This is a genomic window from Pseudomonas sp. dw_612, assembly GCF_018449725.1.
GTDB lineage: Bacteria > Pseudomonadota > Gammaproteobacteria > Pseudomonadales > Pseudomonadaceae > Aquipseudomonas.
Window position 1 is genome coordinate 185,708 of record NZ_JAAVVC010000001.1, and the last position, 24,163, is coordinate 209,870.

General features: G+C 54.6%; 16 protein-coding genes and 1 tRNA gene. 6 read left to right on the top strand and 11 right to left on the bottom strand.

Features of this window, described 5'->3' with window-relative positions:
* Positions 1 to 191 precede the first annotated feature (191 nt).
* Both HB680_RS00795 and HB680_RS00800 read left to right on the top strand, forming a co-directional pair.
* On the top strand, positions 192 to 1,862 hold the full coding sequence (locus HB680_RS00795) for a hypothetical protein (protein WP_213936712.1): 1,671 nt from the start codon (positions 192 to 194) through the stop codon (positions 1,860 to 1,862).
* Between the two features lie 158 nt (positions 1,863 to 2,020).
* A complete protein-coding gene (locus tag HB680_RS00800) occupies positions 2,021 to 2,674 on the top strand; it encodes a GIY-YIG nuclease family protein (protein WP_024076463.1) in 654 nt (217 codons plus the stop codon).
* Between the two features lie 241 nt (positions 2,675 to 2,915).
* On the opposite strand, the gene HB680_RS00805 is transcribed toward HB680_RS00800, so the two are convergent.
* A complete protein-coding gene (locus tag HB680_RS00805) occupies positions 2,916 to 3,920 on the bottom strand; it encodes a hypothetical protein (RefSeq protein WP_213936713.1) in 1,005 nt (334 codons plus the stop codon).
* Between the two features lie 312 nt (positions 3,921 to 4,232).
* Positions 4,233 to 8,576 carry a hypothetical protein gene (locus HB680_RS00810; protein WP_213936714.1) on the bottom strand — a complete coding sequence of 1,448 codons (4,344 nt, stop codon included), beginning with the start codon at positions 8,574 to 8,576 and terminating at the stop codon, positions 4,233 to 4,235.
* A 427-nt stretch (positions 8,577 to 9,003) separates the two neighbouring features.
* Between HB680_RS00810 and HB680_RS00815 the strand changes: the two genes are divergently transcribed.
* Genes HB680_RS00815 through HB680_RS00825 form a run of 3 tightly spaced genes read left to right on the top strand, consistent with a single transcriptional unit; the run spans position 9,004 to position 13,167 of the window.
* Positions 9,004 to 10,134: a hypothetical protein gene (locus HB680_RS00815; protein WP_213936715.1), complete on the top strand. Its 1,131-nt coding sequence runs from the start codon at positions 9,004 to 9,006 to the stop codon at positions 10,132 to 10,134.
* Between the two features lie 10 nt (positions 10,135 to 10,144).
* Positions 10,145 to 11,308 (top strand): caspase family protein, encoded by a 1,164-nt coding sequence (locus HB680_RS00820; protein ID WP_213936716.1) that lies wholly within the window; start codon positions 10,145 to 10,147, stop codon positions 11,306 to 11,308.
* Positions 11,305 to 13,167, top strand: a complete 1,863-nt coding sequence (locus HB680_RS00825) for a pYEATS domain-containing protein (RefSeq protein WP_213936717.1) — start codon at positions 11,305 to 11,307, stop codon at positions 13,165 to 13,167. The genes HB680_RS00820 and HB680_RS00825 overlap by 4 nt, the downstream gene beginning before the upstream one ends.
* Positions 13,168 to 13,221: 54 nt before the next feature.
* Here HB680_RS00825 and HB680_RS00830 read toward each other — a convergent pair whose 3' ends face one another.
* Both HB680_RS00830 and HB680_RS00835 read right to left on the bottom strand, forming a co-directional pair.
* Entirely contained in the window at positions 13,222 to 14,100 is an 879-nt protein-coding gene (locus HB680_RS00830) for a TIGR02391 family protein (protein WP_213936718.1), read from the bottom strand.
* Positions 14,101 to 14,466: 366 nt separating this feature from the next.
* Positions 14,467 to 17,859: a TM0106 family RecB-like putative nuclease gene (locus tag HB680_RS00835; RefSeq protein WP_213936719.1), complete on the bottom strand. Its 3,393-nt coding sequence runs from the start codon at positions 17,857 to 17,859 to the stop codon at positions 14,467 to 14,469.
* A gap of 214 nt (positions 17,860 to 18,073) precedes the next feature.
* On the opposite strand from HB680_RS00835, the gene HB680_RS00840 reads away from it, so the two are divergent.
* Positions 18,074 to 18,979 carry a hypothetical protein gene (locus HB680_RS00840; RefSeq protein WP_213936720.1) on the top strand — a complete coding sequence of 302 codons (906 nt, stop codon included), beginning with the start codon at positions 18,074 to 18,076 and terminating at the stop codon, positions 18,977 to 18,979.
* A 256-nt stretch (positions 18,980 to 19,235) separates the two neighbouring features.
* Here the strand turns inward: HB680_RS00840 and HB680_RS00845 are convergent.
* The 7 genes from HB680_RS00845 to rpmI form a co-directional block, all read right to left on the bottom strand.
* Positions 19,236 to 19,312: transfer RNA gene (locus HB680_RS00845), tRNA-Pro, on the bottom strand.
* An 89-nt stretch (positions 19,313 to 19,401) separates the two neighbouring features.
* Positions 19,402 to 19,758, bottom strand: coding sequence for a MerR family transcriptional regulator (locus HB680_RS00850; protein WP_003179985.1), 357 nt, complete (start codon positions 19,756 to 19,758; stop codon positions 19,402 to 19,404).
* A complete protein-coding gene (gene ihfA, locus HB680_RS00855; protein ID WP_002553164.1) occupies positions 19,739 to 20,041 on the bottom strand; it encodes an integration host factor subunit alpha in 303 nt (100 codons plus the stop codon). The genes HB680_RS00850 and ihfA overlap by 20 nt, the downstream gene beginning before the upstream one ends.
* Positions 20,042 to 20,044: 3 nt before the next feature.
* Entirely contained in the window at positions 20,045 to 22,426 is a 2,382-nt protein-coding gene (pheT, locus tag HB680_RS00860; RefSeq protein ID WP_213936721.1) for a phenylalanine--tRNA ligase subunit beta, read from the bottom strand.
* A 26-nt stretch (positions 22,427 to 22,452) separates the two neighbouring features.
* A complete protein-coding gene (gene pheS / locus HB680_RS00865; protein ID WP_007905876.1) occupies positions 22,453 to 23,469 on the bottom strand; it encodes a phenylalanine--tRNA ligase subunit alpha in 1,017 nt (338 codons plus the stop codon).
* 109 nt (positions 23,470 to 23,578) lie between these two features.
* Entirely contained in the window at positions 23,579 to 23,935 is a 357-nt protein-coding gene (gene rplT, locus HB680_RS00870) for a 50S ribosomal protein L20 (RefSeq protein ID WP_007905879.1), read from the bottom strand.
* A 27-nt stretch (positions 23,936 to 23,962) separates the two neighbouring features.
* Positions 23,963 to 24,157, bottom strand: coding sequence for a 50S ribosomal protein L35 (gene rpmI / locus HB680_RS00875; protein WP_008145659.1), 195 nt, complete (start codon positions 24,155 to 24,157; stop codon positions 23,963 to 23,965).
* Between the last annotated feature and the right edge of the window lie 6 nt (positions 24,158 to 24,163).

Sequence of the window (24,163 nt, forward strand, 5' to 3'; positions counted from 1 at the left end):
TTTCGCGATAAGCTCAGTCACCAGCGCCGCTCATGGTCGGCGCGCTGCCCACCCCCAGGGGCCCTAGAGGCCGCAGCTAAGTGGATATTCAACCATGTATCTATAGAAGCCTCTGGCCGCTCCTGTTTCAGGCACCGGGGAATGTGGGTGGGCGTCTCCGGTGTAGCTCTTCGAGAGCAACGGAAATCACCATGGCATTGCTGAAAACCTCCTATCTTCGTGAAAACATCGTTCGTCAATCCAAACGTCTTAGCGAGAAACTTGCCGTCCCGCTAACTACCGCCAAAGAGATACTCGCTTCAGGGCCTTACGGTTGCGCGAGCTGGGCGGATTTAAACGCCCGACTGGAGTCACCTTCCCCACACGACGAATCATTGATCCTTGCGGCTTTACCGCACGTGGACACGGCACAAGCTTATTTTGCCAACAACATACGTGAGCTGGCGAAGGCGCTCAGCCGCCGCATTTTGACAAACACCAATTTGGCCGGTTTGTACGAAATACTCAGGTACGTCTTTGTTATATCCCAAGTACCAGTATCGCTCAGTGATATTGCTACGAAGATAGAGGCCAGTGCCTGGCAGCCAAGTCACATCGGCCCCGATCCTGCCGCTGTTATTCATGCTTATACGAGAATCAATGACACTTATATCAAACTCATTGCGACTCGCGTCTACCTTCCAGAATATTACGATCTCGGAGAGCACTACCAACCTCTCGCAAAAATAGCCGAGCCTTACAACGAGAAGATCAAAATCATTTGGTCCGACCCGATGGGTTGGTACAAGGCAACCTGCGACTATCTGGAGGCCTTTGACCGTACAGCGGATGACGATGAATATGACGTCGAGCTGATATTGCCTGAGGAACATTTGGATGAGGCCATGCGCATTCACCAACGATGGTTCGACAATGCCTTGAACGCATGGCGTGACGAAAGCCGTTATGGTGAGAGTGACCAATATTTTGTGCCCTATGCTCTTCCACTAGGGTGTTACCTAGTGCTCGGCGTACCCTGTACCGCTCCTGCCAATCTCCCTGTGCTCAACAGTACTTCAGTCGCGTTTGACTCAGAGTGGGACAACGACACCACTCTGGTGACGCTCGGCAAGCAGCCTGTGTGTATTGAATGGATCACCATCAACAACCAGATACGGCAGCATGATGGTGAACACCATGAGCATTTCAAAAGTCTAATGGATGGCGTCTTTTCTCACTCGGATTGCGAACTTGATCAATTTCAATCCGAAGGCCGTTACCACAAGTTGTTCTACATCACGCCTGCCTCGAATTTTGCGATCGACAGTTATTTGAAGGTCGAACTCGAACCGTCTGGTGACGAAGAGTTCTTTGTGCTTCAAACCGACAATCCCTTCCTTGCATCGAAAATCGTGAATTACGCATCAACGCGACAACTCATGGGGTATCAATCGAAACTTGGGACCTCCAATTTCCTTATGAAAATTGAGGCTAAAGAGTCGCTCCTTGAAAAGGCTAGCTTAGCCTTGATCGCGTATCGGGCGGGTAACAAAAAAAGCTATAACTTGATCACTCAATCCCTGCTAACCAGAAGGGCTGAAAACTCCACGGTGGTCGTGAATATCCAGGCCGCCCTGCTGTCACTTTGCGACCTGATTGACAAGCGGGTGCTCAAGGATGCTATTCATCATGGGATCGTGGTGTACTGCGATCCGGGGTTTCTCGATGATCTCGATGTACCGTCAAAGCGCAGTAAAGGCTTACAGGTCGCACCACAATCACTGATTGAAACGCTTGAGCAACCGTTCCAGGAAAAAGACTTTTCTCTCCACGATTTATTCTCAAACCTAACGCTGGCCCACTACACCCGACGAAATCACTAGCGCCAACATAACGAGAAATGCCCCTTGAGTTTTGCTCCGGGTCATTTTTATTTCACGTAGGCGTTGAGGTGGGTTGAGCACTCTGCCGTTCAAAAAGCACACGCAGAGCGCGCCCCATACAACGATTGATTCATTACGTAGCTCAAGGAACCCCAACAATGAGCGCAGGTTTTGTTTACTTGATCATCAATCCCAGCATGCCCGGACTGGTTAAAATCGGCCAGTCAACACGCTCATCCAAACAACGGGCGAGGGAGGGAAAAGGAACTTGGGTACCTGATAATTTTGAGGTCGTCTACGATGAACTTGTCACCGACTGCCGGCAGGTAGAAATCCTGATGAAGCAACGTTACCTGGACTACCAATACAAACCCAACCGAGAGTTCTTCCAACTCCCCATTCGCGAGGCCATTCGAGGACTGATGGAGGAGGCACTGAACTTCCGCGTGCCTCAGGTGGGCTCTAACAGCGGCGTGGAAATTCTTCCGGACTTGAAGCGCAAGTACCCGACTTATCTGGATCCTGCTTTTCACTCGATCAAAATCGTCCACCGCGATAATATCGTTTATCTAGAGTCTGTAAGATTTCGCCACACCACTAGCCGGGACGAGATCGTCGAGCGCACCGATTTGGCGTTTATTTCCGATGGGGAAATCGATATGTTTATAGCCAATCGCAGCCCTGAGGATAACGCCCGACTTTTCGTGCATGAACTGGACGAGTATTCGATGATTCACTGCACTGATCTTTTCACTCAGCAAGCGTGCTCATACATCGCGGAAACACATGAGAAAAGTCGCTGCCTTTCTTAAACGCTTGTGCCAACCGGATCAAAGATGGCACCGCGCTCTTTACCAAAATAACTCAGCACTCCCCGCTCGCTACTTTGCTGGTAGCAGGCGGGACACTGTTGTGCGGTCACCGACCGTGGGTATGCGATCCACGAAGTACACCTACCGCCAGGAGCGTTTCGTGTTTACCGTGACATCTCTGGTGCGCAGTTCCACGGCAACAACTCTTCATAGTCGGCCACCGACTGCGCATGCGATTCAGTTACACGGTTACGGCGAAACGCTTAGCATCAAGGGCGGCAACGGCCGAGAATCCTGCGCCCTTCTTGAAGCTCATGTTATGGACGAAATTCTTCATCGCATCAGACGGGTCGATGGTTTCGAGGTTAAGTCCGTCAACAGTTGGCCTAGAGAACGCAGCACTCAGAATTGGCTGCTCCTCCATATGACCTGTCGAGCTGTTGAGCACATTGTCCAGAGCGGTGACGATGACTAGGTCATCCGGCAGGATTGCCAACAACTCTCGACCTACTCGCAGAGCGCAGCTGCACACGTAGTCCTGGTGAAGCTCGTTGAACCGCCCAGCAGGCATAGCTTTAGTCGACAGCTTGCCGCTTTTGAGTAGAGATTTGATTTCAGTCGGAATCACGTCGGAGCCATGGATAGCGAGTCTGGCTTCTAGGACACCACCTTCATGAACAATCATCTGAATGGCTGAGCCGAGGTGCGAGATTTCTGCAAACGACTCGAAAGCTTCGATGGCATCGAGCTTGGCTTGACGGTCACCATCAAGGATACGGATCGCAATGTCCCGCTCCTCTGCCCACTCGGTATTGGCAGTCTTCCATTCATCAAGCTGAGCCTGATACTGCCTTTCATCTTCCGCCTGTGCGGTGCCAATCTTGCCGAGCAGGACTGCGCGTTGACGAGCCTCTAGCTTGAAAAGGCGAGCCCAGAAATTGGGGCGATATGTAGCGGCCGCATGCGTGGCTTCTTGCTCAAGTGTACCGCTCTTCAGTGGCTGTCTAGGTTCGGGGTTGGAGAGAAGCCGTTTCCATTTCACAGGCTCGGCACACTCCTTGTGCATCGAAAGGAGGACATCTATGTGATTTTCGTACACATCGACTTCATACGCTGCTTGCTCCAGCGCTTCCATCTTTGCGTACTCTTTCTGTTGCTTTTCGAGCTCACGCTGCCGGCGATGAGCGTTGCGCTCTGATCTCCGCGCAGACGCTTGCAGCGAACGTACAGTCCCTTTCCAGCCCATCACGATTCTCCATACCGTTCATGTGATGGCACATTAACATAGCTCGTAGCTTTATCTGAATCACCTAAGAACCTGGAGACTGAAAATACCAGGTAACCCAGATGGAGCGCATTTGTACTCCACGCGTCACAGAACGAGGGCAGAGTCAACTACGCACAAAAAAAGGGGCGCCTCCAACGACTGCAGTGTAAACAGGTCGAGTCTCGAAACAGATGGAACGCCCCTTTCCCCTCGACAACATCGTTGCATGAACTTAGGTCGCCTCACAGCCGAAACGGAACCGTCGGAAGCGTCTTCACTGAAATTTACCCATTAAGAAACCAATCCTCTAGAGCCGGCTGAGAGACGCGGTCGAAGGTCAAGCACCTTAATCAGTAACCGGAGACTGTTGCCCATCTCGCGGACAACTCTAGAAGCTTCGAATTCAAGCAGTTCTCGCAGCCCCTCAATGCCAATTAATTCTCCAGTTTCCGGATGCTCCCATCTACGTTCGCTCGCAACAGTCACGAGTAGACAGCCCGAACGGCAGCACTCAGCCGCCATGTATCGAGTAACAAGCTGGTTTTTTATCGTGTCACGCAGTACACGTCCTGACCAGTTTTCGCCAAGTTTGAGTTCAACCGTAGCCTGCTGCCCCGATATTGCCCGCATTCGAATATCCGTCTCCTTCTCGTCAGCGGTAGCCGCTTCTTGGTCGACCGTGTAGACATGATTGGACGCGTTTCGTAGTTCCCGAGCAATTTCCCGGCGCATTACTTTCTCTTCACTGATCAAAACCCAAGCATCTCGTGGCGTAACATCCTGAAGCAGCAAATCATCGAGGTCTTCGAAGCGGTCGACAAGAACGGCGAACATGTCATCGCGCGTGGTCGGCGGTGCCTCACCGTAGCTATTGAGTGTCGCCACCTCTGACTCGGTGAGCACGGCTCCATCAACTTCTTCAGCCGCCTTTTCGCGAGCAAGCAATGCGAGGCGGTCACGAAAATGAGCGAAAAGTGGATCTGCGAGCATCTCGATTTTGACCATCCAAGCTTCAGCACCTTGAGTGTCAAGAATTGCAGTGAGGAGCGCGTTTCTTGCGTTTTGCGCATCGTCTCGAGGACCTGGTGAAAAGGTACCCTCATGAGTAATGTCGTCGGAGGGACGAACATGCTGATATGCAAGTCGGAGTAACCGCAGGAGCAACTGGGGGGTGAAGCCAGATGTACTTAGATCGACGCGCAGACTCGCGAAGCGGTCCCCAAACAAAGTACTGAAGGCATTGATAGCGATACCAGTTGGCATGGGCTCATGCAGTGCCAGTAATAGCTCCAAGGCGTCTGCCCCTGCTCCTGGATCGAGACGCATCAATGTAGTGAGCCAAACCTGAGTAAAGGGACCGTTGTCGGCAACGCTCAGCTGTTTCGCAGCCAAAGTGTGAATCTTGCCACGCGTTTCGCCGCCGCCGTGCTGAAGGAGAATTTTTAGTACCCGCTCAAGTCGACCTAACGCAGCGGCCTCGTCTTCGTCACGACAAGGATTATCGACATAAGCATCAAGCCAGCGTAGTAATCGAGGCACAAACAATTGCGCCACGATGTCCGAGGCATAACTCACATCCTGAAGTAACATGGCAAACGAATTTGTCTTAGCGACTTCATTGAGTTCAGCGGTCAAATCGGGACCTAGCGTCTGTTCGACCGCGTCAGGAAACTCCCGCGCCAGGGATTCGAGCCATGCTGGAAAACCGTTGCACTCAACTCGAGCGTAGCGCGCGGCCAGTTTAGCCTCAACTACGGAAAGGTTCCGCGCCCAGTCAGGGTCTTCAGCTTCGGCGGCAATCGCGGCCAGCCCGAGCTGCCACCTAATAAGAAATGTCCCCTTTTGCTCCGCGGGTCTCTCGTAGCGAAGCGTTGGATGATCGCCGCGCCAAATAGCGCGCATGCTGGTACGTAGCCGGTCGGCGGTCGTTTTGCCAAAATGCGCCTCAAGAAAACGACGATCCCAACCGGATGCACGGCTTTCGTTTCCAGAGCGCTGCATCGCCTGCCACAAATTCCAAGCGGTATTTCCTTCGCGATCGGGTGTAAAAGCTTCATCGGGGTGCTCAACAACCTCACACCAGAATGCCACCCAGTCCGCATGCTGAGTTGCTTGGCGCTCTTCGCTTGCTCTGCGCTGCTGATCTATTCGAGCCTCTAGCTTGACCATTTCCGGATCGATTTCCGGTGGAGCGAGATACTGATCTATCAGGGCGATCAGCACAGGCTTATCGAGAACATACTGCTTGAGGCCTTCGATATGATCACGAGAATCGCCGACACCGTCCCAGATACCACGCATCGAGGCATGGAGCATCATTGCACGCTCCGACAACGGGCGATCAGCGTCAGCCAAAATGCGTCGCACCCACGCAGCATCTTGTTCGTAATTTAATTGGATGGGACCGCGGAATGAAGCCTGGCAAAATCGCGCCCAAGAGTCAGCTCGCGGGTGCAGACTTTCATTGAACGCATCATCAGACCAGAAAATTGCCTCGCGCTGTATTGAGTTCAGTTCCGAAAGTGCTTTGCGTAGGTTCTTCAGCGGCTCGTCGTGGGTATGATCATCGGGCAGGAGCCGCAATGCGATCGTAGATGAGCGAAGGACTTCTAGCCGACACTCGTCCCCACGAATAAGTCTTAAGCAAACCGCTGCGAGCGCTGAGAGCAATTGGGAGCGTTTACTGACGAGATGTGGCCACTCACTCACCCAAGCCAAATCCTCGGTGACCAAGTTGGTCAGCCCCTCGCGCAGCGTCTCCAGATAGCCTGGAGCGAATTCAAGCTCTGCAATACTGTACGGTAGCGGCCATCCTAGCTCGTGCCCCGTACTTGATGACTCCGAGAGCCCCCTCAAAATCCCACAGAGTCGATCAGGTGTAAAAAATAGAGGAAACAATCTGACGACCGCACCACGCACCACGGAGTCGGGCCAGAGTGCCTGTGCCTCCTCCATCGATTGTGTGAGTAACTCGACCCGAGAGTCACCAAGACGAGCGAGTGCCGTAATCGCATCAAGACGCTCACCGTCCATAGCCAATCCATCGATTGCGACTGTATGAGCAATATCCGCACATGCTGGCATCGGCCCTGCACCAACTAGATCGAGCAACAGCTCACGGATCTCGGGATTCTCAATGCCCTCCCCCCACAGCTGTAAAACTTGTCCTTCCAAGTCAGGTGAAGCAAAACGATGGATCTGCACCTGCGGAGCTTGCAGCCCACGCCATCCTCCAGGTCCGTAAAGCCTCACATAGGATCGCAATGCGTCTGAGCGCTGAGAAAGTGTGAGCGATTCGGGGTCAGCGTGGTCCAGCAATACGTTGGGCTCGCGATCACGAACTTCGGAAAAAATAGTTGGCTGTGATGCAGCTAGCCATGCCGCGACCGGACGCATTGTCGGCCGGACTACCTTATCGTTCTGTTGAGTCTCAGCGAAGAGCAGTCGCTTGACCGCCTTGATTGGCATTCCCTGGCTCAATCGACGGTCAAGATACTGTGCCGCAAGAAATTCGAGCACCGAGCGGTGATGGAACCGGACTCGACCGTAGCTCGCAAAACCGAACAGCGCTCGCTCCAGCAATGTCTCCCGCTCCTGCGGAGTCCAGTCATGTAGTAGCACTTCGGGTTCTAGCGCCCCGCCAGGCTCCCCGCCACGATCTGCCTCCACACTGAGGCGTATGGTCAACTTCCGGGTAAGCAGAGCAGCGAGCGCAAGCCGGCTTGCTCCCTCCAATGCCTTGTCGGGTGAGAGTTGCGCGGGCTCACCACGATCGGTACGAGGCTTGAGTTTGATGCGGATATTTTGCTCCACCTGCTCTCGATGGGTGCGAATGCGGCGGTGCTCGCGCCAATCAGAGCAAAGCTCGACAAGGTCCTGCGGTCGGCGTGCAAAATCCTCCGCGTTCCGCTTACGAATGTCCGCAAGTAGGACATCGGCATCGTTGACCCCCTCAATTACCGCCATCTCACGAATCTGCTGGTCGGACAACGGCATCAATGCGACGTTACGCCATACAGGAGCCACGTCCTCCTTCTTGGCGGAATCACGCCGCAAACGGCCCGTCGCGATGTCTGCGAAATTATCTCCGCTCGGTACCAGTTCAACCTGATCAGGGACTGGTAAATATCGCTGGATCAGTTTCTGATCCACAGCGACCGGTCGGGTTGTTATAACAATCTGAACCCTTCCGAGCTGACTGCCAATGGCCTTACCCAAGCGCTTGAGAGCAACCTCAAAAGAACCGAGGGTCAGCTTCAACTCATCAATCGAATCCAGAAAAAACGTGGCAATTTCTGATTGAGCAGCCTGCCAAGCCTCAAGCCGCTCCTCCTCTTCTCGTGACAGTAAGTCCGGTAGATTGGCTGTTGCGAGCTGCGATAGCTCCAGAAAGAACGCAGGCTCGCCTTTCTCCCACAATGCCTGCTGCTGTGCTCGACACTCATAGGTCTTTCCGGCGCCGGCTTCTGAAACAATCAGAACACGCTGCGATTCAAGCAACGTTTCCCAGCCAACATCTTTCGCCCACCCCAATCGCGACAGCAGTGATGCCTGCTCAATGTCGGCGATCTCCTCCTGAGATAGATTGCGGAAGGTACGCTGAATACGCGGGTTGGATTTGTGTGGTGATTGCATCAGCGACCTTTAGCCATTTCAGTTGTACCTGCACGTTTCTGCCAAAAGGTATCGTATTAAATACGAAGACACATTGATGCTAGCCACGATAGTCGGCTGGCAGCGATCTACTGTCATTCACGCGTTCGGCATTTTTCGATTTTCGGTTCCAAGGCGAAGCTCAAGCATCGATTCCAGCGGCGACGCCGCTCCTGGCCCAAAAGCTCACCACTTTTGTCATTTCTGTTAGTCATAAACATAGTCGTTTGACTATCCCTCATCGTAAGAGAGAAACGGTGTCCTGTCTTTCATGGGGCTCATTCATGCTGCAATAACGCAATCCGTCGCCTGGGAACGCTTCATACAAACCGGCAAAAGCTGGCGCTGGGAAACTGTGCTACAAGATATGAGCATGCCTTAGGCGCATGGATAGTTCAGGGAGGAGCAAATGGCACAATTAGTGTTTGTTCATGGTGTCGCCACACGCGACACACCGGAGTATCGGGCCTCGATCGCAAACCGGGAGAAGTTGTTTCGCGAACTGTTGTTCGCCCCAAACGACGTCGCTATCCATTCGCCAATGTGGGGCCAGTTCGTCCCCTCTATCTCCCATGAAGTATTCAGCACCGATCAGGGGGTGGGAACTTATTCCCTGAACGTTGGCACGGCTCATGGGCTTGGAGCTGGCCTCATGGGAGCAGGACAGGTGGAAGGCGTACCCGATATTTCGATTGGGGCCGTCGGAAAGCAGGATCCTGTAGCGGCGCTTGACGCCATTTGCTCGGAGATTGCCGACCGGGCTACACGCGAGAAGCGAAACCTCATGCCTGAGGAACTTCAGGCTTTCCGCAAAGCCTCTGAACTCATTGCATCAAACAGTGGCGCGAGTGCGTTTGTTGGCGACGCCGACGCTCAAACGATCGCGGATCTACTGAACGCCGGGATGCCGCCAACCTACGGCATCGGCAGTCTGATCGGCGACGCCGTCTCGGCCGTCACGGACCGGGTGCGCAATGCGGCGTCGACGCTCGGCTTTGGCGCTATCAGAGGCAGTCTCAGCCCCGCTATCGGTCAATTCATGGGCGATGTCTTCGTCTACCTGAAAGAAGGAGAGCTTCGCCAGAAAATTAGAAGCGAAGTCGGTGAAGCTCTAACCAAGGCTCATGAGGGAGTGAAGGCTGGCAAGGGCCCTCTCGTGGTCGTCGGACACAGCATGGGAGGCGTCATTCTCATCGACATGCTGACAAATCCCGCGTCGTCGGGCCTACCTGAAGAACTGAAGGTCGATGCCCTACTGACTGTAGGTTCGCAACCGGGCTTCTTCGCCGCTCTCGATCTTCTTGCACATAACCTGCCGGTCGGCTCGCAGCGCCGCAAGCCAGACTGCGTCGAGCACTGGCTCAATATCTTTGACCCCATCGATCCTTTGGCCTTTCGCGCGGATATGATCTTCAAAGACGTGATTGACCTATCGTTCAACTCCGTTGCGGGAATCACGGAGGCACATTCGAAGTACTTCCAGCGGCCTCAGTTCTATGCTCGCTCGCGTAAACGGCTACAAGGCTTCGGGATATTGTGAGGTCGAACCAATGACATTGTTGATTGATCGTGCCTTGCAAGGCCCCAAGACCCATGCCTTCATCATCGGCGTGGGTAATTACCCGCACGCGAAGGCAGGCTTTGGTGTTCAGGAAAACCTGCGCAAGGTTCCCAATCTCCCTAGCGCTGCGGACAGCGCCAAACTCATGTGCGATTGGCTGCTCAGCAATCAGGACCGGCTCGCCGCTCCGCTCGCGACCCTTGAAGTACTAATTTCAGATCCGCCCAATCCTAACAACCGCTACCCTTGGGACCATAGTCCGGTAGAAACTGCCACCGACGTCAACGTCTCGACCAGGGGGTTGGAATGGTTCAATCGCGTCGTCGCCGAACCAGACAGCGTCGCGTTCTTCTATTGTTGCGGTCATGGCGCTTCACATTTACAGCAGCCGGTCCTGTTCCTCGAAGACCTGAACCAGGGTCCGGTTAATGTATGGAAACACATTAATCTGAGTTCACTCGCGCAGGCTCTGAGAAAGAGCCAGTCCGTGTCCGCCGCTTTTTTGTTTTCCGATGCGTGTGGCCAGTTTGTGCCAGAGTTCGAACTCGGGAGGCCCCAGGATTGCCGGTTCTTTCCTGATCCCAGCCTGTTTGCGGCAAGCCGCAACCAGGTGTCGTTGTTATGCGCCGCCGCCGAAGGCCAACTGGCCTACGAAGGCGCGGATACGAGCGACAGTCCCCTCAAGTTTGGACGCTTCACCCAGGCAGTGCTGAAAGGCCTGAGCGGCTCTTCCGCGCGCTGGTCCAGGAAGGGATGGGGCGTCAGCTGCCGCGACTTGCTCACAGATATCAAGTCTCTGCGTCGCGTTTTTTTCAGTCATTGGAGCGAGAACGAACCTTTCGAGCCTTACCCAGCCGTCACACAGGCGGATCCGATCCCGATTGTGTTTCCTCTCGAGTTCGAACTGCCACTCGTCGTCATGACCGACCCGCCAGATCGGATGCCTCATTACAACTTTGTCATCAGCCAGGAGAACGATCCGACACGGCCATGGTTAAAGAACAGAGAAGCGGGTGACCCCAGCGCTTGGAGCACAACGGTTCCACCTGGACGCGATGCGCTCTACGCGATTGCAGTCAGGGGCGCCGATCACTATCCGCTGCTGCTCCAACCCATGCAGCCCTTGTTTGATCAGTGGGTGACCGTGCCATGAAAACGAGCCTGCATTTCGAAGCACCGAATGACCTTTCCGTTGGAACGGTTCGGATTAAGGGGGCAGGGGACATAATCGCTGATTGGGTCGCAACCCCGGACAACCGCACCTTCCTGCAGAGCGATTTGAAACCTGGCATCTACTCGGCCGAAATCAGCCCTGCCGGGGTTTCACCTCAGTCGGTCATTTTCGAAGTGCGCGAGGGGCAGGCCAACAATGTGGTCTTACCGTCCTTTTCGGCTCTCTCTTCGTCAGGCAGTAATACGAGCTTCTTTGATACAGACAACCAGCAAACGGTTGCTCAAGTACCGGATTCGATGAGTCTGAATATGCTCGAAAAACTGGAAATGCCCGCGCATCAGAGCGAGGCATTCTCGGGCACCATTGGCGAGCAGACTCTTGACTCCAAACGCTCGCAGAAAATCGATATCTCCCGGGAGAAGAAACGCATTTCCATTGGTCTCTCGGAAGAAAAAAACGGCCGTGAGACCTTCGATACGTTTCGAGGTCAATCGAGGATGGAGCTGTTCTCGGGGAGGCTTGAAATCGAGATTCCGACGGACCTCAGTCGCAATCACTGGGCCGGCCATCGAGTCAGGCTATCGGCTGCAATCGAGAAGGTGCGGGTCGAAAGATGCCTTCTCCCACTCTATTGTGGCGGTACAAAGATCACGATAGCGGCGCCGCCCTTCTCACCCTCGGATCTTGAACTCAACATCATGCCGGTCGATCCGAAACTACGAGCACTCATGCGAGCACTGGATGCGGGAACCTCCGCTGAAGTAAGCGCTGTTCGCGACAACGTGCTCGGCAAGGCTGATCCAGCCGCCCTACTCGATGATCTGGCCGATCCCTGGGCGGCCATGCTCGCGGGGCTCCTTGCGGTCCGCTTTCCGGATATATTCCAGCCGATCGATTCAGGTTGGGCGGAAAAACTTGTCGAACGCGCCAGTTGGGCGTTCGATGCCTATGTTATCAGGGCCAATCAGGCGCTTAGCGTTGCTCGCACCTCTCCCGACGCTCAGGACGAAGCGGTGGTCAATGCGGCCACTTTTCTCGCCAAGGCGCAGGTCGCGGGATCACCCTACTATCGCTACTCCAATCAGCTCTTCGCGGAGATGGTGGTGGGCATCGCGGACTATCTCAAGATGAACGCCCCTCGCGTCGATCCAGCCGCTGTGAGGAGATTTGATCGGCTATATGACCGCTGGCAACGCGAGCTTGCGCTGCAACGTGGAGCAGGATCGACGTTCACCTGGCTTGCTCGCGATCCAGCAGCGTTAAAAGAAAACAGAGTCCTTGTGCCGTACCGGGGGTCCTCCGGAAAGCTGCGACAGAAAGACTGTACGATCATATTTGAAGGACAGTTGGGTGCCGGTCAAATTGCAATCATCGGAGGAGGCCCAAACTCCTTTCGGCCGTTGATGAATGAGGGCAATGCTCTTTCCACCACCGTCGAGTCGAAGTATGACTTTCCCCAGATGCCAGCACTTACCCGAGCACCGGGGCCTAACGACGACCCCAACAAAGGAAGATTTGGCGGTCAGGCCAGTCACAGTGGTTTTACTCTCACAGCAGCGTTCGAGCCCACGAAAAATCGCGACTTGATCACGATCATCCTAACGCTGGAGGCTGAACGGTCGGCCAAGCTCGGGCTCGGCGACTTCGCGTGGTTCGTTCTTCACCCGACCTTCTCGCCATCAGCCCTGAAGGTTACCTTTCGAGGACGTCGCGCCCAACTGCGCATACAGGCGTGGGGCGGATTCACCGTAGGCGTCTGGCTGCCGAAGGCGGGTCTTGAATTCGAGTGCAACCTCGCCCAGATTGAGGAAGCGCCCTACATCATAAAAACGCGCTGATCCTAACTTAACCACTCTCCCAAGACCCGCATAACCAGCGCCCTACTCTGCTCCTCATTCAGAGGAGACGAAGTTGGTGATCCGCGCCACCGCCAATGCTTCCAAGAGATAGAGCTGGTTGATCAGCATGAACTCGCGCACGGCTTCCTGGGGATTGCAGAGGATCTCACGGTGAGCCCGGGGATTACGGTAGGCAAGAAAAACCGCCACGAACAGTCCCGCTTTTCCTGCTTGCTCGCCGCCGTCCAGATCGTTCCAGTGGAGCAGGGACTTGTCGCCCTCAAAAGCTTTCTTGAACAGATGAGTGCCACTCTTGTCGTAAATGCCTACTCTATCTCTGACAATGTCTTCTAATCGACGAAAGGCGGTATTAATCGCTGAGTCCGGACTCTCAAGGAGGCTGATCGCCAACTCTACAAGTCTCTCGTCGAGAAGCCCTAAATTGATAGCAGCAGGAAAGCATTGCTGAACATCACGGACGTCAGTTTCTCGCGGCAAATTTGGTTGTCGTAGGATGTAGTCGTAGAATCTAGTTGGACGAATAGGACGAGATTTCTCCAGTCTTTCCAAATCAGATGAAAGCAGGCATCCAGCCTCAATCCGTTGCTTCACCGCTCGATCGATGTCGTACTCTTCAATCTCTACGCTATGCAGTTGTAGGATCTTCAGAGCGGTGGAAAACCCACTCGGCCCCTCTCCTGAATACCCCGACGTGAAGCCTGTCTTTATAAGCACCTGTCGCGCAGGGAATATTCTTAGTAAAAAACTATGCTCACCAATGCTTCCATCGAACCAAGATAAAATCCAGGCTGACTTGATCTGGCCGCCAGAGTTGATGATATTCACGATGGCGTCGATGGAATTCTGAGTAATTCCAGAACTACCGTGATATTCAATCCCGGCAACTTTGCTGATATCTACCGTTTTCCTCATTTTCGCTCCCTGACAATTGGAGTTTAGCTTATTGTAGTGTCGGACCGAACTGAATGGCGTCCTGTAAATGGTCAGGTGAGATATGAGAGTACCGCATCATCATCGGCAACGAGGCGCTACCCGCAAATACTCTATACGTCTCGAATTGCTCACCTTTAATGATGAAGTGGCTACCTGCGTAGCGTCACCGCCCTTCAACATGACATCTGTCCCGAAGATTTTTGCCCACAATATAGGACGTCAGCAGAGGCTGAATCACTGGCCGGATAAACCCAAGCCAGCGTTCAAAATAACTTGACCACTACACCGTATCCATTACCTTGCGCGGTGTGCCCCTCAGAAGTCAGGGTTAGTACGCTCTTCTTCTCATATTCTCATCGCAAGTTCATCGTACCGACAGAAAGCATTGGCGAGTTGCATCTGGCGGGGTGTTCGGCATTGAGCCTCAAACAAAGTAGGCGACGCAACGAGTACACAAACACATTTTGCACGTGATGTAGCGACATTCAGTCGGTTTAGGCTGTAGAGAAACTCCATTCCACGCGGTGCATCGACGTAGCTTGATGTTGTCATCGAGTAAATGACGATCGGCGCTTCTTGTCCTTGGAATTTATCGACAGTTCCGATCCGAGCGCCCGAAATGCGGTCCTGCAACTCGAACACCTGCGCATTATAGGGAGCAATGATTAATATATCTTGAAGCGTTATCAGTCGCTCAACACCATGCCTGTCGATCCAGGTAGTGCCTGACGCAAGGATTTCCTCCACGAGCGTTCGAACGCGATCAGCCTCTTCCGGCGATGAACTCTGATTGCCTTCAGAAACGACTGCCACGTAGCGGAGGCCTGAACCATTGAGGCGTCCGGGTGAGCGAATTGCTTGAGCCTCCAATCCTGGGCGAGGATGAAGACGCCCCTCGTAGAATAGTTCGGACGTATAGGAGCAGATGTCCGGATGAAGACGCCATGTCTCCGCAAGAAAAAGTCCTCGGTCAGACGCAATCGTCTGCTCTTCACCAAGAATATGATGCAGAGCTGAAACATCAGTGCCTTCTGGATGACTACCCTGCATCGGCTGATCGAGTTGTTGCGGATCGCCTAGCAACACAACGCTATTCGCCGCTTGTGATACAGCAATTACATTCGCAAGCGCCATTTGCGCCGCTTCATCAATAAACAGCACATCTACGGAGTGCGTTGCATCAGGCGACGCCCACAGCCAAGCAGTCCCTCCTGCCACATTTGCTCTGCTGCCGATGGCGCTTAGCAAATCAGCATTACTTTTTACAAATCGCAATCGCTGCTGATCTGGCTCCATCTCCGAAGGTTTTTGAAAGCAGCAAACATCAATTCCCATTTCTTCAGAAGCCTTCACAACTCCATCGAGAAGGTTGCGGATGACCTTGTGGCTATTGGCAGTCACTCCAACAGTCTTCCCGGCTTGTACGAGAGAACAGATCATGCGTGAGCCTGTGTGCGTCTTGCCGGCACCTGGCGGCCCTTGAATTGGAAGCAGCCCACTTTCGATATGTGCCGCAACACGGAGTGCGGCATCTAGGGCAGGCTCACCTTCATGCTGGATCGGTTGATTGTCTATACGAGGGGGCAGACGCATCAGAAGATCACGAGCGGCCTGAAAGGGTCCGCCTCCCTCCATCCCATGAGCAACGACATGTTCGCCGATGCGAACAAGCGCATTGGCGAGGATAGTAGTATTAATAACTGTGTGGGAAAAAACTGCCTCAGGATGAATATTTGCACTGTCCCCTCTTTTCTTAATATCGACCCAACGTTCATCCAGAGAAATTGCGTCGACGCTGCCTAGCTTCCTGCCTCCTAAAGTGTGCAAATCCTCACTGCCGCGCATCTCCGTTTCTTGAGGAGGGAAGCCGTAGCGATGAATGGGTGCCTTAGCTGTTCCCCCATTCACGCCCACAAATGTTAGACCTGAAAGTCCAGCTCGCTCGTCGAGCAAATCTTCTGCCATAAGGTCAGAAAGGCGGAAATACTCCCACCAAAGCGCCTTCTGTTCTCGCCGATGCCAGTCAAGCGAATGCGCCAGAATCCATCGAGCATGCTCCTCGGCCGTGCGCTCTGCCGCATCAGTAGGAACCCCGTCCGTCAACCGTTCGATAAGCCCATTGATCGCCTCTTGCCATTCACCAAGTGCCTCGCTTGGCACGCTCTCAGGTACTTCCGGTCGAGGAATGATATTGCCAACATTGATCAAGTTGGTGCGCCGTATTTCTAACCAGTCGCGAAGGCGCCATGTAGATACGCAGTCATCTCGGTTGTATCCAGTCACAACATAACGATCAGCATCATTGATGAATGCTAAATCTCCCAGCTCAAGACATGCTTGAACCTTAGCAAGCGCCATGTTTGCTTCTGAAAGCTCTGTATCTCGGATGAAATCGTATAAGGGCTCAAGCTTTTTGATCGAGTAACTTTCCACGCTCGCTCGCAGACCATTTCGTATCACGCTGTAAAGGTCAACAAAGCGTTTGGAGCGCAGAAGAGCATCAATCTCCTCTTCACGACTTGCATGCCGCCCCATCAACCGTTTTAGAGCAGCCGGCTCATAGGGTGCGAAATGGTAAATGTGCAGATCCGGGTATTGCTCCTGTCGAGCGACGACGAAATCGATGAAACGCTCGAAATTCAGTTTTTCCTCCTCACGAGATAGCGCCCAGTCAGCTGTGTAAGCTATGCCATTGCTACCATCAATAAAAGTATAACCAAACAAGTACTCAAGGCCGCCTTCCCCAGCAAATGGATCGCCCTCCAGATCGAAGAAGATATCCCCGACTGAGGGTTCGGGTAGGCTCGCTAAACCGAATCCTTCCGTCACAGGTAAAAGTTCGTGAAGCACGCTCCCAGCTTCGCGTCCCTCGATCTGAATGCGCGCCTGCTCTCGTACCCGCTCGTACGAATGTACTGCCCCGCGCGAGGGTCTCCATGCAAGCGGAACCGGCATTGCTGCTAGATCCGTCATGGCTTCTATGCCGTGCCGTCTTAACTCATCGATATGGACTTTGGTGATCCCGGCCACAAGCGAGAGATGGTCATCCTCTCGACGTTTCCGGTCGCAACGACTCTGCCAACGACAGATGTCGCAATGCTCCTTCGGTTCAGGATAGATCACCTCCCCCGCGTTCTCGATAGCAGCTACAAGGCTGCTTTTGACTCGTCGGAAGTACGCTGCGTAATCGTCCATTCGATACATCTGTGGCTCATACCCAGACCATGGGGCAACTACATAGCTATGCGTCGGGCAACCCCCTTGGATGGTGCCGACTAGATCCGCATACAAGCAAAGCTGCAAGACAGTTCCACCTTTGGTCTCACGAGCGAGCTTGGTATCGATCACCTCATAAGACCATGCTCCGAGATCACTCTCGACCTCTATTCGCCTGAGGACATCCGTGCGACCCACCCAACCATTCGCGCGAAACGCGCCTTGTACTATGATCTCGTCCCCAGCGACCATGGCGCTCCTTGTGCGCTCGACCGATTCGTCATCAACTCCGACACCGTCAATGATTGTGACGGATAGACCTTGGGATCGTAGGTGCTCGACAAAGCCTTGTTCATGTCGCGCGCCACGCTCCCAAAGAATCTGCAGCAATGGGTCCCAGATAGCGGGGCGTTCTAGCTCGCCATTCGCCACAGCTAAGTCAAGGCTCGTTAAGTGCCGGCAGTTAAGATGTCCAACCAAGTCAGAAGCACTAAGAAAAATCGAATCGCCTAGCCTTTGCATTTGATTCCGACCTCATCAAAAGTCCATTCAGATGCTCTGTCGTCCAAATGCCAGCTCTAGTGACTTTTAGGATTAGCCAAAGCGAATGCTCGCTCGTCGAGTGTAGTCAATAGTGAAGGCTCCACTGTGGATCGAAAAACAGGCACTCAAACATACCCCGTCGTGCGCTACCTTAGAGCTTCATCCTCATCACGACGCGACTAGGAACCATGGAATGAATCGCAAGCAGTTTCTCGAGCAACCGGACGTGCTCGGCCTCATCGAGTGGCTAATCGAAAACCTCCCCACTCTGCCAGTGCATCTGAAGGTCGCGCGCAGCAGGTTCGTGCGCAAAGCGATCGACTGCAAGGTTCAAGGTATCGAAGCGGTTCAGGCGGAATACCAGTGGGGCGGGAACTGGGAGACGGTCAAGGCGGAGCTGCGCCGGCTGCGCATTCGCTTGCGCCTTGCGGTTCGCGCCCGCGATGAGTTCGCCACGCATGGGGCCTGCGAAGCGATCCTAGCGTGGGGAAATGTCGATGGCGCCGTCGGATTCCTCAAGGAGCAAATGCACGACAAGAACTTGGTGAATTACCTAAAGCAGTGCCAGGCGCTTCTCGCGCTGGACCGCAAGCAGCAGCTCAACCACCTCACCAAGCAGAACATCCTAAGATTCGACTCGGGCATGACTAAGATCCATGCCCTGCTCGACACCACTGGCTCTCCCATCTATGACGGCCGGGTCGGTGCCGCCATCGCGCTGCTCTACCGCCTGTACCGCCAAGGCACCGGCACCACTGCGCCGCAGGCACTGGACTTCGCCTGGGGGCCAGGGATCGGCGACCAGATTCGAAACCCAAAACACTTAAAGCTTGGCTACAACGGTACACCGCAACTCTCCACCACCAGTCGCCACCTTTGGGCACGGCGCCAGCTCCAATTAGGTTGGATCATCCGCGCGGTACTAGAAGGGTCCGAACTATTCGCCAAGCAGCCTCAGCTGGTAGACCGCTGCCATGCCTTTGAAGCTGGATTGTTCATGATGGGCTATGACCTACGCAGTCTAGTCCCCGACGGCTATACGATCCCAGTGCCGCCCAAGCCTAACTACCGGGTACGTAGGATGACCCGAGCGACCTGAGATAAACAAGCTGATGGTTGACCTGTATGTAGTTCTCAATACGCAGGAAAATAGTCTTAAACACTCAAAAACCTCAGGACCTGAAGAGAAAGACCAATCAACATTGGTAAAGAGACCACGCGTGAGCGCCAGAGCCTGCGTCCGCCCACGCGGAAGCCGTGAGGATTCCACCCAGAGCCGGTGGTTTTGTAGGGGTAAAAACGACCAAACATAAAAAAGGGTCGCGAGATAAAATCTCGCAACCCTTTGAATTATATGGTCGGGACGGAGTGATTCGAACACTCGACCCCTAGCACCCCATGCTAGTGCGCTACCGGACTGCGCTACGCCCCGACTAGGCGTTAAACCTGTCCCTCATCTCGAGGAACGCTCAAGAATATATCGCAAGCTTTTGAAAACTGGAAGTATTCAAATGCAGGATTTTATTTCTTGAGTACAACCAACACGTCTTCCAATTCAGCAATCATCTGCCGAATCATCTGCTTGTATTGGGTGGTGTCGTCTTTGGCTTCATCGCCGGACAAACGCAAGCGTGCGCCGCCGATGGTGAACCCCTGATCGTAAAGAAGCGCGCGGATCTGCCGGATCATCAGCACGTCTTGTCGCTGATAATACCGGCGGTTTCCGCGGCGTTTGACGGGGTTGAGTTGAGGAAACTCCTGCTCCCAGTAGCGCAGCACGTGTGGTTTTACCGCACACAGCTCGCTGACTTCACCAATGGTGAAGTAGCGTTTGCCTGGGATGACGGGTAGCTCGTCGTTATGACTTGGTTCCAGCATAAGCCTCAACTCGGGCCTTCAACTTCTGCCCTGGACGAAAGGTGACCACACGGCGAGCCGTGATCGGGATTTCTTCACCCGTTTTCGGATTGCGGCCAGGCCGCTGGCGTTTGTCACGAAGGTCGAAATTGCCGAAGCCGGACAATTTGACTTGTTCGTTGTCTTCAAGAGCGTGCCTGATTTCTTCAAAAAACAGTTCGACCAATTCCTTGGCCTCCCGTTTATTCAGGCCCAGCTCTTCATACAGACGTTCCGCCATCTCAGCTTTCGTCAGAGCCCCCATACGTCACTTCCTTAACGTGGCGTTCAACCTTTGTTCGAGCGAGGTGAGGATATTTTGCGTCGTGGTATTCACCTCATCGTCATTAAGAGTGCGCGATGGATGCTGCCAGGTCAAGCCAACTGCAAGGCTTTTTCTATCAGGATCAATGCCTTTACCCTGATATACGTCAAATAGCCTGAGGTCCGTCAGCCATTCCCCTGCATTTTCACGGATTACGTCCAGTACGGCGCTGGCTGCGACGTCTTTTTCGGCAATCAGCGCAAGGTCACGACGCACTTCAGGAAAGCGCGACAACTCTTGGAATTTAGGCATTTTCCCCAGCGCCACTTCCGCCAGAACCAGCTCGAAAACGAAGACCGGACGGTCGAGACCGAGGGTTTTCGACAATTCAGGGTGGATGGCGCCGACGTAGCCGACCAGACGACCTTCACGCTCGATGCGCGCGGTCTGACCTGGATGCAGCGCCGGGTGTTTGCCCGGTACGAAAGTGAACGAACCCAGCGCGCCGGCGAAGCCCAGCACCGCTTCCACATCAGCCTTGACGTCGAAGAAGTCCACAACATCGCGACCTTGCGCCCAGCCTTCCGGCAGACGGCTACCGCACACAACACCCGCCAGCATCGGCTCTTGCTTCAAGCCTTCCAGCTGACCGACAAAGCGCAGGCCGCTTTCGAACAGACGGACACGATCCTGCTGACGGTTCAGGTTGTGCTGAAGCGCCTTGACCAGACCTGGCCACAGCGACGAACGCATCGCCGCCATATCGTTGGAAATCGGGTTGGCCAGCAACAGCGGTTCAACACCTGGATTAAACAACTCGAACTGTTTCGGATCGATGAAACTGTAAGTAATCGCTTCCTGATAACCACGAGCCACCAGCAGACGACGCAGTTCAGGCAGGTCGCTACGGGCTTCGGCCTTGGCTTGCGGCGCCAGGCGAGCTTGCGGGTAGCGAACCGGCAGACGGTTGTAACCGTACAGACGGGCCAGCTCTTCGATCAGATCAACTTCCAGGCTGATGTCGAAGCGATGGCTTGGCACTTCTACGCGCCACTGCCCTGCTCCACCGGCGGAAACGGTCAGGCCCAAGCCGTTGAGCAGACGCTCGACTTCGGACGCTTCCATTTCCATGCCCAGCATCTGGGAGATGCGTTGCGCGCGCAGGGTAACCGGCGCGATTTTCGGCAGATGCTGCTCGCTCACGGTTTCAATGATCGGACCAGCTTCGCCACCCGTGATTTCCAGCAGCAAGCCAGTGGCGCGCTCCATGGCTTCACGGGCCAGTTGCCAGTCCACACCACGCTCGTAGCGGTGCGAAGCGTCGGTGTGCAGGCCGTATGAACGGGCCTTGCCAGCAACGGCAATCTGATCGAAGAACGCGCTTTCGAGGAATACGTCGCGGGTGGTCGCGGTGTTGACGCCGCTGTGCTCGCCACCCATCACGCCGGCGATGGCCAGGGCGCGGGTATGGTCGGCAATCACCAGCGTATCGCTACGCAGGCTGACTTCCTGACCGTCGAGCAAAACCAGCTTCTCGCCGTCTTCAGCCATGCGCACGCGGATGCCGCCATTGATTTCGGCGAGATCGAATGCGTGCAGCGGTTGACCCAGCTCCAGCATCACGTAGTTGGTGATGTCGACGGCAGCGTCGATGCTGCGCACATCGCCACGACGCAAGCGCTCGACCATCCACAGCGGGGTTGGCTTGGTCAGGTCGACGTTACGAATCACACGCCCCAGGTAACGCGGGCAAGCAGCGGGTGCCAGCACTTCGACCGAACGCACTTCATCGTGTACGGCTGGCACGGCAGCCACTACCGGACGGGTGACTTCGGCGTTATACAGCGCGCCAACTTCGCGGGCCAGACCGGCCAGGGACAGGCAGTCGCCACGGTTCGGGGTCAGGTCGACCTCGATGCTGGCGTCGTCCAGGCCCAGATATTCACGAATGTCCTGACCAACCGGCGCATCGGCCGGCAATTCCATCAGGCCATCGTTGCCTTCGCCCACTTGCAGCTCGGCTTGCGAGCAGAGCATGCCGTTGGACTCAACGCCACGCAGTTTGGCTTTCTTGATCTTGAAGTCGCCGGGCAATTCGGCACCGATCATGGCGAACGGGATCTTCAGGCCCGGGCGCACGTTGGGCGCACCGCACACGACCTGGAAGGTTTCCGCGCCATTGCTGACCTGGCAAACACGCAACTTGTCGGCGTCCGGGTGTTGCTCGGTGCTCAGCACCTCGCCCACCACGACGCCGGTGAATTCGCCGGCGGCCAGCGTAACGCTGTCGACCTCAAGACCGGCCATCGACAGACGAGCAACCAGCTCGTCGCGACTTACCTGCGGGCTTACCCAGCCACGCAGCCATTGTTCACTGAATTTCATCCTGCTCTCCTAAGAATTCGTTACGACTAGCGAAATTGCGCGAGGAACCGCAAGTCGTTGTCGAAGAACAGACGCAAGTCGTTCACGCCGTAACGCAGCATGGCCAGACGCTCAACGCCCATGCCGAAGGCAAAGCCCGAGAACTCTTCCGGATCGATCCCGGACATACGCAGCACGTTCGGGTGAACCATGCCGCAGCCCATGACTTCCAGCCAGCCAGTCTGCTTGCAGACACGGCAGCCTTTACCGCTGCACATCACGCATTCCATGTCGACTTCGGCGGATGGCTCGGTGAACGGGAAGTACGAAGGGCGGAAACGCACGGCCAGTTCTTTTTCGAAGAACACGCGCAGGAACTCTTCGATGGTGCCTTTGAGGTCGGCGAAATTGATGTCACGATCGACCAGCAGGCCTTCGACCTGGTGGAACATCGGCGAGTGGGTGATATCCGAGTCGCTACGGTACACACGGCCTGGGCAGACGATGCGGATCGGCGGTTGCTTCGATTCCATGGTGCGGACCTGTACCGGCGAGGTATGGGTGCGCAGCAACATGTTGGCATTGAAATAGAAGGTGTCATGCATCGACCGGGCCGGGTGGTGGCCTGGGATGTTGAGCGCTTCAAAGTTGTGATAGTCGTCTTCGACCTCAGGGCCTTCGGCAATGCCGTAGCCAATGTGGGTGAAGAACTGTTCGATACGTTCCAGAGTGCGTGTAACCGGATGCAGACCACCAGAGGTCTGGCCACGGCCAGGCAGGGTCACGTCAATCGACTCGGCGGACAGTTTGGCGGCCAGATCGGCCTCTTCAAACAGTGCCTTGCGCGCATTGAGAACCTCTGTGACACGCTCCTTGGCAACGTTGATCAGCGCGCCGACTTGCGGACGCTCTTCTGCCGGCAAATTCCCCAGGGTCTTCATCACCTGAGTCAATTCGCCCTTTTTGCCAAGGTAGTGAACCCGGATTTGCTCCAGGGCATTGATATCTTCAGCGCTTTGCACAGCCTCTAGAGCTTGAGAGACCAGCGCGTCCAGGTTTTCCATGTACAGACTCCAGATACAAAATAGGGGAAGAGCTTGAAGGCTCTTCCCCTATTTATGACGTTTAACACCTGGCCCCACAGAGGTGAGGCCGGGTGACTGTCGGGGGTACTTAAGCCAAGGTGGCTTTAGCTTTCTCGACAATCGCAGCAAACGCCGCTTTTTCGTTCACTGCCAGATCAGCCAGAACCTTACGGTCGATCTCGATGGACGCTTTTTTCAGGCCGGCGATGAAACGGCTGTAGGACAGACCGTTGATACGTGCACCAGCGTTGATACGAGCGATCCACAGAGCGCGGAACTGACGTTTTTTCTGACGACGGTCACGGTAGGCGTATTGGCCTGCCTTGATTACCGCTTGCTTGGCAACACGGAATACGCGCGAGCGAGCGCCGTAGTAGCCTTTAGCAAGTTTCAGAATTTTTTTGTGACGTTTACGGGCAATGACGCCACGCTTTACACGAGCCATGAGTTACTTCCTCTATTCTTGACTAAATTAACGAAGGCGCAGCATGCGCTCGACTTTTGCCACGTCACACGGTGCCAGCAAGCTGCTACCGCGCAGTTGACGCTTACGCTTGGTCGACATTTTAGTCAGGATGTGGCTCTTGAAAGCGTGCTTGTGCTTGATACCGTTAGCAGTTTTCAGAAACCGCTTAGCAGCACCACTTTTAGTTTTCATTTTTGGCATGTTCGG